Origin of the sequence: Pyxidicoccus trucidator (assembly GCF_010894435.1) — a bacterium.
Classification (GTDB): domain Bacteria; phylum Myxococcota; class Myxococcia; order Myxococcales; family Myxococcaceae; genus Myxococcus; species Myxococcus trucidator.
In genome coordinates, this window is record NZ_JAAIXZ010000023.1 from 42,294 (window position 1) to 55,448 (window position 13,155).

General features: G+C 72.1%; 12 protein-coding genes. 4 read left to right on the top strand and 8 right to left on the bottom strand.

Features of this window, described 5'->3' with window-relative positions:
- Positions 1-52: 52 nt before the first annotated feature.
- The 3 genes from G4D85_RS41590 to G4D85_RS41600 are packed head-to-tail and all read right to left on the bottom strand — an operon-like array spanning position 53 to position 4,124.
- Positions 53-1,570 carry a hypothetical protein gene (locus G4D85_RS41590; RefSeq protein WP_164019823.1) on the bottom strand — a complete coding sequence of 506 codons (1,518 nt, stop codon included), beginning with the start codon at positions 1,568-1,570 and terminating at the stop codon, positions 53-55.
- Positions 1,570-3,018 (bottom strand): choice-of-anchor D domain-containing protein, encoded by a 1,449-nt coding sequence (locus tag G4D85_RS41595; protein WP_164019824.1) that lies wholly within the window; start codon positions 3,016-3,018, stop codon positions 1,570-1,572. The genes G4D85_RS41590 and G4D85_RS41595 overlap by 1 nt, the downstream gene beginning before the upstream one ends.
- Complete coding sequence (locus G4D85_RS41600; protein WP_164019825.1) at positions 3,015-4,124, bottom strand: vWA domain-containing protein; 1,110 nt, start codon at positions 4,122-4,124, stop codon at positions 3,015-3,017. Before G4D85_RS41600 ends, G4D85_RS41595 begins: the two co-directional genes overlap by 4 nt.
- 122 nt (positions 4,125-4,246) lie before the next feature.
- Here G4D85_RS41600 and G4D85_RS41605 point away from each other — a divergent pair, with 122 nt between their 5' ends.
- Entirely contained in the window at positions 4,247-4,963 is a 717-nt protein-coding gene (locus tag G4D85_RS41605) for a class I SAM-dependent methyltransferase (RefSeq protein ID WP_164019826.1), read from the top strand.
- Positions 4,964-5,020: 57 nt separating this feature from the next.
- On the opposite strand, the gene G4D85_RS41610 is transcribed toward G4D85_RS41605, so the two are convergent.
- Together G4D85_RS41610 and G4D85_RS41615 are read right to left on the bottom strand one after the other, a co-directional pair.
- Positions 5,021-5,929, bottom strand: coding sequence for an MBL fold metallo-hydrolase (locus tag G4D85_RS41610; RefSeq protein ID WP_164019827.1), 909 nt, complete (start codon positions 5,927-5,929; stop codon positions 5,021-5,023).
- Between the two features lie 81 nt (positions 5,930-6,010).
- A complete protein-coding gene (locus G4D85_RS41615) occupies positions 6,011-6,517 on the bottom strand; it encodes a GreA/GreB family elongation factor (protein ID WP_164019828.1) in 507 nt (168 codons plus the stop codon).
- 125 nt (positions 6,518-6,642) lie between these two features.
- Here G4D85_RS41615 and G4D85_RS41620 point away from each other — a divergent pair, with 125 nt between their 5' ends.
- Positions 6,643-6,978, top strand: coding sequence for a PilZ domain-containing protein (locus tag G4D85_RS41620; protein WP_164019829.1), 336 nt, complete (start codon positions 6,643-6,645; stop codon positions 6,976-6,978).
- Between the two features lie 103 nt (positions 6,979-7,081).
- On the opposite strand, the gene G4D85_RS41630 is transcribed toward G4D85_RS41620, so the two are convergent.
- The gene (locus tag G4D85_RS41630) at positions 7,082-7,594 is read right to left on the bottom strand and encodes a hypothetical protein (protein WP_164019830.1); all 513 of its coding nucleotides are present in this window, start codon (positions 7,592-7,594) and stop codon (positions 7,082-7,084) included.
- A gap of 271 nt (positions 7,595-7,865) precedes the next feature.
- Between G4D85_RS41630 and G4D85_RS41635 the strand changes: the two genes are divergently transcribed.
- The gene (locus G4D85_RS41635) at positions 7,866-8,450 is read left to right on the top strand and encodes a hypothetical protein (RefSeq protein ID WP_164019831.1); all 585 of its coding nucleotides are present in this window, start codon (positions 7,866-7,868) and stop codon (positions 8,448-8,450) included.
- On the opposite strand, the gene G4D85_RS41640 is transcribed toward G4D85_RS41635, so the two are convergent.
- Together G4D85_RS41640 and G4D85_RS50035 are read right to left on the bottom strand one after the other, a co-directional pair.
- Positions 8,344-11,238 carry an Lnb N-terminal periplasmic domain-containing protein gene (locus G4D85_RS41640; RefSeq protein WP_164019832.1) on the bottom strand — a complete coding sequence of 965 codons (2,895 nt, stop codon included), beginning with the start codon at positions 11,236-11,238 and terminating at the stop codon, positions 8,344-8,346. The genes G4D85_RS41635 and G4D85_RS41640 overlap by 107 nt on opposite strands.
- Complete coding sequence (locus G4D85_RS50035; protein WP_240359814.1) at positions 11,235-12,125, bottom strand: hypothetical protein; 891 nt, start codon at positions 12,123-12,125, stop codon at positions 11,235-11,237. The genes G4D85_RS41640 and G4D85_RS50035 overlap by 4 nt, the downstream gene beginning before the upstream one ends.
- A gap of 406 nt (positions 12,126-12,531) precedes the next feature.
- Here G4D85_RS50035 and G4D85_RS41650 point away from each other — a divergent pair, with 406 nt between their 5' ends.
- Entirely contained in the window at positions 12,532-12,879 is a 348-nt protein-coding gene (locus G4D85_RS41650) for a hypothetical protein (protein WP_164019833.1), read from the top strand.
- The last annotated feature ends 276 nt before the right edge of the window (positions 12,880-13,155 follow it).

Genomic DNA, 13,155 nt, shown 5'->3' on the forward strand with positions numbered 1-13,155 from the left:
TGGAGTGACAGCCGCACCAGGCACCGCGGGCACAGGACTCCAAAGCCGCGGCTCATGGCAGCAGCTCCGCCTGGAGGGTGTAGCCGTTCGCCGTGCGCGCATCGGCTCCGGTGACTCGCGCGGTGAGCGTCTGGCCTCCAGCGACGTTGGCGGGCAGTGAGAGCGTCGCTCCCGTGGCATCGGTGGAGCAGCCCAGCGCCATGGCCTCAGCTCCGCTGAACAGACACAGGCGCAGCAGGCCGCTCGCGGCGACGTAGTTCGACAGCGCCACACGCACGCCCCTGCCCGCCGGCACCGTTAAGCGGAAGTGGTCCTGGTCCTGGGGACACAGCATCCCTTCCAGCGCCGCGCCCTCCGTCAGCGACGTCGCCGTGGCGGGCGTGTCGTTGGGTTCATGGCCGTCGTCGTCGCACGGCGTGCCTCGCGAGAGGAAGAAGCCCACGTCGTAGGAACGGGGCTCGCTCCCTCGCGACGAGATGCGCACGGTGTACAGGCCAGGCGCCGCCGCGACGTGGGTGGCCAGGAAGCGCCCCGATGCGAGCACCCGGCCGCTCGCGTCCTGGAGCGTGGTGGAGAACAGCGGCTCCGCGAACGCATCCGCCTCCACGTTCACCCCGAGCTGGTCGCCTCGCTCCAGCGCGATGGAGAAATGGTCCGCGTCGTCCGGGCAGAGCGTGAGGCCCAGGTAGCGGCTCGCGCGCACCGCGTACGCCGTGCGGACCGAGTCATTGGGCTCCAGCGCATCCGGCGCGCAGGCCCTCGGCACACACGTTCCGGTCCCCACGTCACAGCGCTGGTCGGCCTCGCAGACCTCGTCCGAGGTGCATGGCGGAGGCTCCGGCAGGCACTGTCCGCTCGGCACGTGGCACAGCAGGGGCACCGTGCAGTCCCGGTCCGAGTAGCAACTTGGCGTCGCCGCGCAGCGCCCCGCGGCATCACAGCGAAGGCCCGTTCCGCACTCCGCATCCACCTCGCACTGGACGCAGTGGCCGTCCGCGCAGCGCTCTCCGGACTCACAGACCTGGGATGCAGTGGCCTCGGTGCACCTTGGGACGCAGGCGTGCAGCCCGGTGTTGCAGCGCTCCTCCGCGCCACAGTCCGCGTCGTCCACGCAGCCCAGGTCCTCCTCGCAGACGAGGTTGGCGCCATTGCAGCGCTGGCCCGAGGGACACTCTTCGTTCGTACCAGACGGACACAGGACCACGTCCTCACGCTGACGACAGAGCCCCTGCCGGCACCACATCCCCAGCGCGCAGTCCGCGCTCGCCGTGCAGTCCGTGCCCCAGTCTTCCTGGAGGGTGCAGACTCGCGCCTCCGTGTCGCAGCGTTCCTTGAGTCGACACTGCCCGCTGGACTCGCATGGGCCGCAGAAGCCCGCCGTCCCACAGACCTGGCCTCCTTCGCAGTCTTCGCGGTGCACGCAGGCCGTCACGCCAGGGCCCGCATCCGGCACCGGCTTCGCGGGGTCCGAGGAACAGGCGGTGATGAGCACGCCGACGAGCAGGGTGACCAGCACCCGTGTGGCCTGTGCCCGGAGGGATGGAGCGGATAGGCCGGCACAGCGCAGCATCACGGCACCTCCGTGACGATGCCCGAGGGCCACTGCACGTCCGCCACCGTCCACACCTCACCCTGCCTTGCCAGCGTGCGGCGGTACTCCCCGCGCAGCACGCCCCGGTCGTACACCCGCACCGTCGCCTCACTGCGCGGGTCCACCGCACCATTCTCCCGGGCCAGGACCACCGCGACACGGTACGTGCCGGACACGGGGCTCTCGTAGCCGAACACCTCGGGCCCGTAGCCCGTCAGCCGGTCGCGCAGCAGCTCCGGGTCATCCAGCGGGCCGGGCCCTCCCCAGTCGGGACGCGGGTTCGCGTAGTGGCAGTCGTCGGGCGCGGCGCCCAGCACCGCGTCCACTCCGCGCAGCACGTGCAGGTCCAGGTCCGTCACCCCATTGTCCCAGGACACCTGTACCCACAACCGCTGTGCTGGCACCGCCACCACTCGCGCTGTCGCGGGGTGAAGACTCCGCGCTCCGGCCGCATCCGTGACGTGCAGGTCCACCGCGTACCCACCCGGCACCACCGGGTCCAGGCGCAGCACCGTGGCAGGTGCCCCGGACTGGGTAATGGACGCCTGCGCTCCCATGGGACGCTCACGCAGCACCCACTGGTACGTGAGCGGTGTGTCCCCATCCAGGTCCATCGAGCCCGTACCGTCGAGCACCACGTCCTGCCCCGGCGCGCTCGCTTCGGGCGCGACCACGGCAGGCACGGGCGCGCGATTCACCGCGCCTCTCAAGGGAAGCGTAACCTCTCGGTAGTCAGGGTCCGTGGTGCGCAGGCGCAGGATACCGCTCGCGGCTTCGGGCAGCGCACCCGCGGGCACCGTGTAGCGCACCGTGAGCGAGACTTCGCTTCCCACGTCCAGCACCGCGGGCGTTCGCGTGGAGCCCACGAGCTCGAAGGTGGCGGGCGTCCCGCCCGTGAGCCCAATGTCCTCCAACACCAGGGGCGCGGTGCCCCGTGAGCGCACGGTGAAGGTCCGCACCGCCGCGCTTGCCTCCGCCACCCGGCCGAAGTCGAGCTGCTCGGGCTCCAAATCGATGACCGCCGCCGTGCGGCCTTCGCCCCGGAGCGCAACCTCCGCCGTGGCTTGCTCCGGGTCATCCGTGCGCAGCTCCAGCGTCGCGGTGTAGGGCGCCTCGCGCGGTGGGAGGAAGGCCAGCGTCACGAGGGCCTCACCCTGCGCGGCGACCTCTCCCGGTGCGGAGACCACGCGGAAGGGTGACTCCGCTTCGCGCACCGTGACTGCCAGCACTCGCAATGGAGCACGGCCCGCGTTCACCAGTGGCAGCATCACCGTGCGCTCGTTCAGCGCGGGCACCGGCCCGAAGTCGAGCGTCGGCTCCGGCGCCACCCATCGGGGCAGCACCGGGCGCGCGGCACCGTCCCCGCCACATGCGGCGACAACGAGCCAGAGGAGCACGAGCAGTGGGACGGTGGAACGACGCCTCACGACGCGTCCTCCTCCACGTACTCCAGCTCCACCCGCGTGCCGAGCCCCGGGACGGAGTCGCCCGCGAAGAAGACCACGCGCCGCCCCGGCTCATACGCCCACCCGTCCGGCCCACCCCGCGCCGGAGTACACACCGCATCCAGCGCCTCCGCCGGCTGGCCATCGCAAGCCGTGCGGTCCACGGACTCGCAGCCGCGCAGGGACTCCGGTGCCGTGGCACACGGGTAGCGGACGCGCACCTGGAGCGAGTCGGCCCTCGGCGCCTGCTCCAGCGCGAAGGTGCGCCGCAGGCCCACCGCGCTCGTCGCCAGCGTGCGCAGCGTGTCCGCGAAGTCCTCGTCGCAGATGCTGCCCAGCTCGCCGCCCGTGAGCGCCACCAGCTCCGCGTAGCGCGTCCCCGGCTCCGCGCCACACCCGTTCCCCGGCACGTCTCCGATGATGGCCGACGCCACCACCGTCCCATCATTCCCAATCCCCTTCGCCTGCTCGAAGGCGCGCCAGTACGCGCGTACCTCGTGCGGCGAGCGGTCGTCCTCGTCCGTCACGAAGGCCAGGTACAGCCAGGCGCCCGGACGCAGGAAGTCGACCCGATGCACCGCCGCGCAGCCCTCACGGCACGCGTCCGAGGCACAGCCGGACTCGCACGCGGCGCGGGCCTCCAGCACCGGCGCGTTCTCCGACGCCTGGCGCTCCAGCACCCGGCTCGCCGCCTCCAGGCCCGCCTCGTAGGCGCTGCCCTGCGTCCCCACCCTCACGCTGTTTCCGAAGGCGCGCTCCAGCTCCGGTGTATCGGGGGCGAGGACTCGCGGCTCGCCCACCAGCTCGCCCGGACGCGTGAAGAGGTCCGTCGTCGCCACGCCCATCCGGAAGTCGATGCGCCCCTCGGAGAACCGCGAGATGAACGCCTGGAAGTTGCGCGCCAGCGCCTCCTGACGCGGCGCCATGGAGCCCGAATCGTCCACCACCCACAGCACGTCCACGGCCGAGGCGGAGCGCTGGGCGTACGTGTCCACGTGGTAGCCCGGGGGCAGCGACGGCACGAGCCGCTCGTCACGGCAGGACAGGGAGAGGAGCGCCAGGAAGGCGACCGCGGCGACTCGGCGCATGGGGCGTGCAGCCTAGCCCATCCTCCCCGCCCCCCGCCCCGCGTCGCCTGGCTTCCACTGGGAGGCATTCCGCCACCGCGCGTCACCTGCACCCTCCGTGGATGCGATACATGGAAGCCACCATGTTCCACCGCCAAGGGCCCACCCTCCGGGAGCTGGCCGAGCAGGCCCTCACCTCCGTCGAGCGCGGATACGATTTGCTCGCGCCCAAGTTCGACTACACGCCCTTCCGCACCCCGGACCCGGTGCTCAAGGCCGCCGTCGAGCAGTTGGGGCCACCCGGCTCCGTCGGCAGCGCGCTCGACGTGTGCTGCGGCACCGGCGCCGCCATGCGCTTCCTGCGCCCCCTGGCGAGAGAGCGCGTCGCCGGGTTCGACCTGAGCCAGGGCATGCTGGAGGAGGCCGCGCGCCGCCTCTCCGGCGCTCCCGGCGACGCGCGCTTCGACTTCGTGCGCGGCGACGCGCTGGAGCTCCCGTTCGACGGGGAGTTCGACGTGGTCACCAGCTTCGGCGCCTTCGGCCACATCCTGGAGCAGGACGAGCCGCGCCTCGTTCGAGGCATCGCCCGCGCGCTGCGCCCCGGAGGCCGGTTCCTCTTCGTCACCTCGCACCCGCCGTCGAAGCTCCATCCGGGCTTCTGGCTGGCCAAGGGCTTCAACGCGGCCATGCGCGTGCGCAACGCGCTCTGGAAGCCGCCCTTCGTCATGTACTACCTGACGTTCCTGGTGCCTCGCGCCCGCGCGCTGCTCGAGGCGGAGGGCTTCAGCGTCGAGGTCCGGGACGGAGTCCTTCCCGAGCCGTTCACCCCGCTCAGCACCGTCATCGCCACGCGAAGGTGAGGCGAGAAAGCACGAGGCCCGCCACGTGACGGGCGGGCCCCGGGTGCTCGAAGCAGACTACGGCGTGCCCGGGGTCGCCGTCTTCGCGCCCTGCTCCAGGCTGGTGAACACCGTCTCCAGCCACATGTCCTGCTTGATGTAGCCGGCGCCCCAGGGCTTGAACTTCTCCGGCAGGCCCTCCGCCTTCACCTGCGCAAGCGTCTTGCCGGCCTCGCGCTTCGTGCGCACCAGCGCCACGGACTCGCGAATCGCCGCCACGAAGCGCTCCAGTTCCTCGCGACCCGAAAGCGGCCCGTGGCCCGGGATGATCTTCGCGCCCTGGGGCAGCGTCTGGAGCACCTTCTCGACGTTGCGCAGGTAGCCCTCCACCGAGCCGCCGCCGTGCAGGTCGATGAACGGGAACCCGTCCACCATGAAGTGGTCACCCATGTGCAGCACGTTGGAGCCCGTGAAGTGCACCAGCGTGTCGCCATCCGTGTGGCCCGCCGGCAGGTGCGTCAGGCGAATCTCCTCGCCGTTGAAGTAGAGGGACATGCCCGTGTCGTAGGTGATGACCGGCAGCGCCTCCTTCTTCGCGGGAGGAATCTTGCCCATCGCGCCCATGTCCACGCCCGCAATCAGTCGCGTGCGCACCTCGCGCTGCGCGATGATGCGGCCCTCGCGTCCGAACACGGCGTTACCGCCCGTGTGGTCGAAGTGGTAGTGCGTGTTCAGCACGTAGGCAATCTTCGCCTTGCTCAGCTTGTCCAACGCCTTGTTGATTTTCGGCGCCAGCACCTCGAACTGGTCGTCGACGATGAGCAGGCCGTCCGGGCCCACCGACACGCCGATGTTGCCACCCGCGCCCGTCAGCATGTGCACGTTGCCGGCGACGGGGGCGCTCGTCACGGTTGCCTTCGCCGGGTCGGGCAGCTGCGCCAGCGCCACCGAGGGGACGACCACCAGGACAGCCAGGAGACTTCGCATGTTCACGACTCCGCGAGGGAGGGAATGACGGGCGCGCAACATAACCGGGCGCCTTTCACGGAGCATGCTTTCGTGCCTCCCTCACTGCGTCGCGTAGTCCACCTGCGCCACCGTGTACTCCACCGCCCCCCGAGGCCGCTCCACCACCACGGACTCGCCCACCTCCTTGCCCAGCAGCGCCCGCGCCAGCGGCGACTCCACGCTCAACCGCCCCGCCTTCACGTCCGCCTCGTCCGGCCCGACGATGCGGTAGCGCACCCGACTTCCGTCCTCGTCCTCCAGTTCCACCCACGCGCCGAAGAAGACTCGGCCCGCCTGAGCCGCGTCCGGCTCCACCACCCGCACCTCCTCCAGCGTCGCCGCCAGTTCCCGCGCGCGCCGCTCCCGCTCCTTGCGCCGCACTCCGGCCTCCAGCGGCGTCAGCCCCTCCGCCCCGGTGTCCGGCCCCTGCGACGCCAGCAACTCCTCCTGCAGCGCGCGGTAGCCCTCGGGAGTGATGTAGCGCTTCTCCCCCGACGCCGGACGGGGCCGCGCGGGCAGCAGCCCCTCGTCCCCGCCCGAGTCCTCCTTGGTGAATGCCTTCGACATGCCTGCCTCCGCCCTGGGAGATTCCTCAGTCCTTCCGAGGATTTGTAGCCCCACCGGAGCAAGCCTGGCAGCTCCCCGGGCGGCCCTGTTTTCCAATTAAGATGGAAAATGCCATAATCACGGTCATGCTCCAGCCACGCAATCTGCCCCGCTTCGCGCACCGGCTGACGGTCCGGCTGCGCGGGATGTTGCCGGTCTACACGCACGACGTGTCCGAGGGCGGCTTCTGCGCGGAGCTGCTCCAGCCGCTGAAGCCGGGGATGCCCGTCCAGGGCTCCATCGCCGTGGGAGACGAGGAGCTGCCCTTCCAGGGTGAAGTCGTGTGGACGCAGCGGGCCGCGGGGGAGCGCGTGCGGGGCCGCTACGGCGTGCGCTTCACGCACATCACCGACGAGTTCCGCCGCCGCCTCCAGGTGTACCGGAAGATGCAGGGCAAGCGGCTGGTGCGCTGGTTCACCTGAGGTCTACTCGCGCGACCACGCCGAGACGGCATGGAAGCGCACCGTGGACTTCCTCCGCGCGAAGCTCGGTTGAGCCCTCGCGCGGAGGCAGTGCCGCACCGAATCAGGTGCCGGCGTCGGGCTCGCCCGCGGACGCGGGGGCCTCGGGCGCATTCGGCGCAGCAGGGGCCTCGGGCGCCGCCGGAGCGGCAGGCGCCTCGGGAGCAACAGGGGCCTCGGGGGCGACAGGCGCGGCGGGAGCCTCGGGCACGCTCATCGGCGCGGGGGACTCGCCCGACGGCATGAGCTGCAGGCGGTAGGCGCGCACGCCCGAGGGCAGCACCACCTCCACCAGCGGGTTCTCCTTCAGCAGGTCGGGGGACACCTGGAGCTTCACCAGCCCCTCCACATCGCTGATGGCGGACAGGCGGGAGCGGTTGTCGCCCGCGAGCACCCGGGCGCCCGCCACGGGCTGGTTCGTCTCCGCGTCCAGCACGCGCAGCGCCACCGTCTGCCCCGCGACGCTCGTGGAGGTGCCCGGCTGCACCACGTCCTTGTAGCGCGGGCGCAGCGTGCAGGCGGACAGGAGGGCGGTGGCTACGAGGGCGGCGGTCAGCAGGCTGCGGCGAAGGCTCATGAGGATATCCGTGCGAGGTAGTAGGGGGTGCGGCCGGGCGCGGCAGCATAGCCGCAGGCCACCCATCCGCCACGTCTCGTGCCCATCTTCACGTGGCTCCCTCCGGAGGTGTGCACCCGGCCGGGATTCCGCAGCGAGGGCTCCAGGGTTCCAGGGCTCGCAGGGTGGCCAGCCCCTCGGCGCAGCCAGCGGCCCTTCCGTGTTCCCGCCACCGTCCCAACCTCAAGGACATGCAGCAGGTCTTCACCCTGTCCGCATGGGAGCAAGACACATGGCTGAATTCATCAGGACCGGACCCGACATGGGCACGACACCTCCCTCGTACACTCCGGAGGTCCACCGGGAGTTCATCCCCGTCGGGCTGCCCCCGGGCATCGGCATGAAGCCGGAGACCATCGTCCTCAAGCGCCCCATCCTCATCGGCAGCATCCTGACGATGGTCATCGGCACCACCGTCACCTTCTGGATTCCCTTCTTCAACGGCCTTATCGGTGGCGTCTTCGGCGGCTACCACGCGGGCCGCATGAAGCGAGCGCTCGCCGCGGCCACGGTGACCTCCATCGTGGTGCCGGGGGCCCTCTACGTCCTCCTCTTCATGAGCCGGAATGACTCCGCGTACCTCTTCTACGGCCTGGGCTTCCGGGGCTGGGCGTTGCTGCACATCATCGGCACCTTCATCGGCGCGGTGGCGGGCGCGGCCAGCCGACCGCTGACGACGGGCGACTACCTGCCGCGCGCCCCCCTCGGCGTCAGCGCATCTCCAACCCCAGTGCCAGGCGCTGCTCCGATGAGCCGTCCCACCACGTCGACGGAGAGCGTGACGACGCCTCCCAGTGGACCTGTGCGCGAGGAGTGAGCAGCACCCCGAAGGGCCCCGCGCGCCCCAGCCACCACTCCACCTGGAGTGAGGCCCCCGCCTCGTGCGTGACGTGGTCGTCGCCCACGCGCCAGGTGGGGGCATAGGCCGCCTCCACCCGCACCGCGTTGGCCCCGGAGCCGGGCAGCCCCGTGCGGTGGGCCACCGAGAGACGTGGCCCCGCCGCGGGCGCCAGCGCGTACCCGCTCCAGTGCAGCGTGGCCAGGCCGCCCACGCCCACCGCCGTGAAGTGCGAGAAGCGCGCGCCCTCGTCCAGCACCATCAGCGCCTCCGCCTGCACCGAGGCCCGGTACGGCAGCAAGCGCTCCGGGTCCGACGTCACGCGCGCCGCCGCGCCCCAGCCCATCGAGTCCCACGCGGACTCACGGAACTGCGGCAGCTCGCGCAGCAGCGTGCGGTAGCCCACCAGCGTCATCTCCGAGGACACCACCCTGGGCACGCCCCAGCGCGGCTCCAGGGACAGCTCTCCGTCCAGCACGCGCAGCTCGCTGCTCGGCTGGAAGCCGTGGAGGCGCGCGTCGCCCAGCGCCTCGGCCATGCCCGCGGTGCGCACGCTCACCACCGGCCGCGCGCCGCCGACGTCGGGGAAGTCCACGCCCAGGCTCACCACCGTGCGCCCCGCGCCCGAGTCCCGCTGTGCGTCCCGCGCCCACGCCGTCTCCGACTCCACCTTGCGCCGGCGGTCCTCGCCCAGGAAGGCCACCGGGTCCACCTCCGCCAGCACGCCGTCGTTGAGCGCGCCCTGCACCTCCGTGGCGCGGGTGAAGGCGACCTCGGTGCGCTCGGCCTTCACCAGCGCGCGCAGCTCCTCCGGCGTGGGCGGGCGGCGCGGCGCGGCGGCGAGCGCCTCCTGCAACAGCGTGGTGCGGTCCAGCACCGACAGCCTCCGCTGCAGGGCGTCCTCGCTCTCGAAGATGCGCTGGCGCTCGCGCACGCCCGCTGCCGCCGCGCCCGGCACCGGCACCCTCACCGCGAGCAGCTGCTCCCGCTCGATTTTCAGGCGCTCACCCTCCGCCCGGTCCACCGCCGCGCGCTCCACGCGCACCGCGTGGGTGACATAGGCGTGAAGCCGCTCGCGCACCCCCGCGCGCGCCTCGGGCCTCGCCGAGCCGAGCGCCGCCGCCACGACTTCCGGCAGCGCCTCGTAGGCCGCGCGGCGCGTGTCGGGCTCGGGGGACTGGAGGCGCGTGTGCAGGCCCTGGAGCTTCGCGTGCTCGGCGGTGCCCACCTGGCCCGCCAGCGCGCTCAGGGCCTCCTCCCGCGCGGTGTGCGAGCGCAGCGCGCGGTCGCCCGTGGACTCGAAGGTGTCCGGCACGTGCTCCAGCAGTGGCCCGGCGTGGCCGTCCGCGCCCACCACCTCCACGCGCGCGAGCGTGTCCAGCGTGGCCGTGGGCAGCACCCACAGCGCGCCGGGCGCCCGCACCTGCCGGCCACCCTCCAGCGCGCCATTGAGGAGGAAGAGGAGCGCGCTCGCGCAGTTGTCGGTGAAGAAGTAGTAGCCCATGTACCCGCGCCGCTCGAGCTCCCACACCCGCTCCAGCATCCGCGCCCCCTCGCCGCCCGTGAGGCGCAGGCGGAAGCGGCGGATGGAGCGCTGCTCCAGCTCCAGCGCCTCGTGCGACAGGTCCCCCATCGTCCCCGTGAGGAAGACGGTGTCGTAGCCGCCCGTCATCCCCTTCACGATGTAGCCCAGGCCCTTGGACTCCATGCCGGTGAGCGCCACCAACTGCACCACGCGCTCGAAGGTGGGGCCGCGCGGCACCGCGCCCTCGTGCCACACCGGACGCAGCAGCAGATGGCCGAAGAGGGACTCCGGCTGGCGCCCGGTGGACGCCACCAGCAGCACCTCGAAGTGCGACAGCGACTCCAGCTCCGCCCAGGCCTCGAAGGTGGGGCAGCTTCCACGCGGCGGCAGCGCGCCCAGCCCGGTCGAGGCCACCAGCTCCGCGAGGGCACGTGCCTTGGAGAACTCCTGGCAGCGCACCTGGTCGTCCACCGGCAGCGCGTCCGCACGCAGCGACTCCGGCGGGACGAGCAGCTCCTCCGCGAAGGTGACCAGGTCCAGCGAGGCGCTCCGCTGCCCCAGCGCGCGGCTGAAGGCCCCGGCGAAGTTGAGGCGCGACTCCTCCTTCCACACCAGCGGACGCTCGAAGGGCTTCTGCCAGCCCGACAGTCGGCGCCAGCCCGGGGTGTCGCTCCAGCCGTGCGCGTCGTCCCAGCGCTGGACCACCGCGTGCACCACCGCGCGGCGGCGCCACAGCTGTTCCTCCTCTCCTTCCGTCAGCCGCGACAGCCGCAGCGTGGCGCGGCGCTCGCTGGAGGGCGCATACCTATAAAGGTGGAAGCGCGCCCGCTTCTCCGTCCAGTCCGGCCGACTGGGGGTTCCGTCGCCCAGGCCCAGCGGCGCCGGCTCCGGGTGCAGCACCAGCTCCAACGGGCCTCCGGGTGGACGGCGCATCGCGGGCGGCAGGGACTGGAGCCCCGCCTCCACCTCGGTCACCAGCGCCGCGTCCCGGGCCGCCGCGCCGCGCAGCACCACGCCGGAGCGCTCCAGCACGCGCACCCGCGCGGCCAGGGACGACTCCTCCGAGGGCACCAGACTGGGGAGCCCCAGCACCGGCAGAAGGCTGGACGACGCCTCCTCTATCGGAGCCTCCACTGTCAGCGCACCGGATGGCTCCAGCGCCCGCACCTGCCCTGACGACTCCGCCGCCGCCACCGGCAGCGCGCAGGCGAGGCCGAGCAGCCAGGCCACCCGGCGGCTCAATGCGCGACCTCCGCCGTCCCCTCAGCACCTTGCGTGGTGAGGACGAAGGCGCGGCGGTCCTCCTCCAGGCGTGGGTCGGCGCGGGCCAGCTCGCCCACGCGCTCCAACCACGCGAGGGCGCGCTCGGGCGTGAGGGGGCGCTCGTCCGCCATCGCCAGCAGCTCCTTGCGGTGCGAGCGCAGCACGCGGCCGAAGGTGCCCAGGTTCTCACGGCGGATGTTCGCCGCCGCCGCCAGGTCCTCCACCGTGGGGCCCGCGCCCAGCGCCAGGTCCTCACGGAGCTGGTGCGTGCGCGAGCGCAGATACACCTGTGCCGTGCGTCCCAGCTCCTTCGGCTCCACGCCGCCCCGGCGCCGCTCGGCCGCCGCGTACGCCTGCCAGATGACCACGCCCAGCCCCACCACCAGCGCGCCCACCGTCACCGCCGACACCACGTTGTCGTTGTTGCTCTGGCTGCTGTTGTCGGAGCGCGAGCGCGACGCCTCGCCCTCCGCCTTCTCCGTCCCGCTGGAGCCCTCGCTGGAGCCACCCTCCTCGGAGCTGCGCGAGGTGCGCTCACTGGAGCCACTGTCGCTGGAGTTGCTCTCGCTGGAGCCACCCGCCTCCGAGCTCTTGGACTCCGAGCTGCCATCCGAGTTGCTGGAGTCGCCCGAGCCCTCCGACTTGCTGGAGTCGCCCGAGCCTTCCGACTTGCTGGAGTCGCCCTCGCTGGAGCCCCCCGAATCCGACTTGCTGGAGTCGCCCTGGCTGGAGCCGCCCGAGTCCGAGCCACCCGAGTCCGAGGCGCTCATGCCCTGGGAGCCCATGCTCCCGGGCGTCCTGCATCCGGAGACCGCCATCACCACGGCCATGCACAGCGCCCGCTTCGCGGAGCTCTTCGTCGTCATCTCACACCTCCCTGGGTGTCCATTCGTTTCCGCGCGGCCCCTCCGGCGCACGCGGTCATCCCCTGTGCGTGCTCAGCGCGCCCTGCGCGTGAGCACGCCAGCGCGCACCCTGGGTTTCCCGTGACTCCGCATCTGGCCTCCAGTCGGGAGCACCGCCCCCACTGTGTTGCGTTTGTCAGTCCGTCGCGGATCCCCCGTAGCCAGCGGCGTGCCGAATGCGCGGAGGGAGCCGTTTCGCGGCCTTGAGCACGACGCCGTGCGGCAAAGCGCGAAGCCCGCTTGCCGGAAGTGCGTCGCGGGCTACGCGCCAGGGGCTCGGCGGAGCGCTTCGCTGCGAAACCCACGCTCGCTTGGATTCCTGGCGCCGCGACTCCACCTTCATCCTGGTACTTCGCGGAGCGACGTCATGACCCTGGGACTCTCCATCCTCGGACTCTTCAGCGCGCTACTGGCCCTGGCGGCAATCTTCCCCATCTCCGAGCCCAAGTGGTTCGGCTTCGGCGTGCTGGCCGCGGCCCTGTTCTCGCTCGGCGCCGCCTTCAGCGCGCCTCACATCCGTACCGGCGCTCCCTGGGCCGTCGGCTCGGCGCTCTCCATCTGGGGCCTGGTCGGCCTGGGCATGGAGGACGTCAGCGCGTGGATTGGCTGGGCGACGCTCGCGTTCGGCCTCGCGCACCTGGCGCTCGGCATGCTGCACTTCATGCGAAGGGTGGTGCCGTCCGAGCGGCTCCCGCGCCTGCTGCGCGACACCTGACGTGCGACGCGGCGAACCGCGCCTTCGAAGCGAGCGCTCGGCCCGTCCTGTCGCTGCTGGGGAAGGAAGCTCCGGACCGGGCGGAAAGAGCTGCGCGCCGGGTACCCGGAGGCCGAGCACCCGGCGCGCGCTCACGCACCGCGGCCCTCCCCCCCGGGAGCCGACGGCGCAGTCTCGCGTCAGGCAGGTCCCAATTCCATCAGGGAAACCCCTCGGGTCGGATTACACCCCAGGCCCGGGTACGCAGGAAGTCCAGGCGAGGACGGTTGCGGGCCC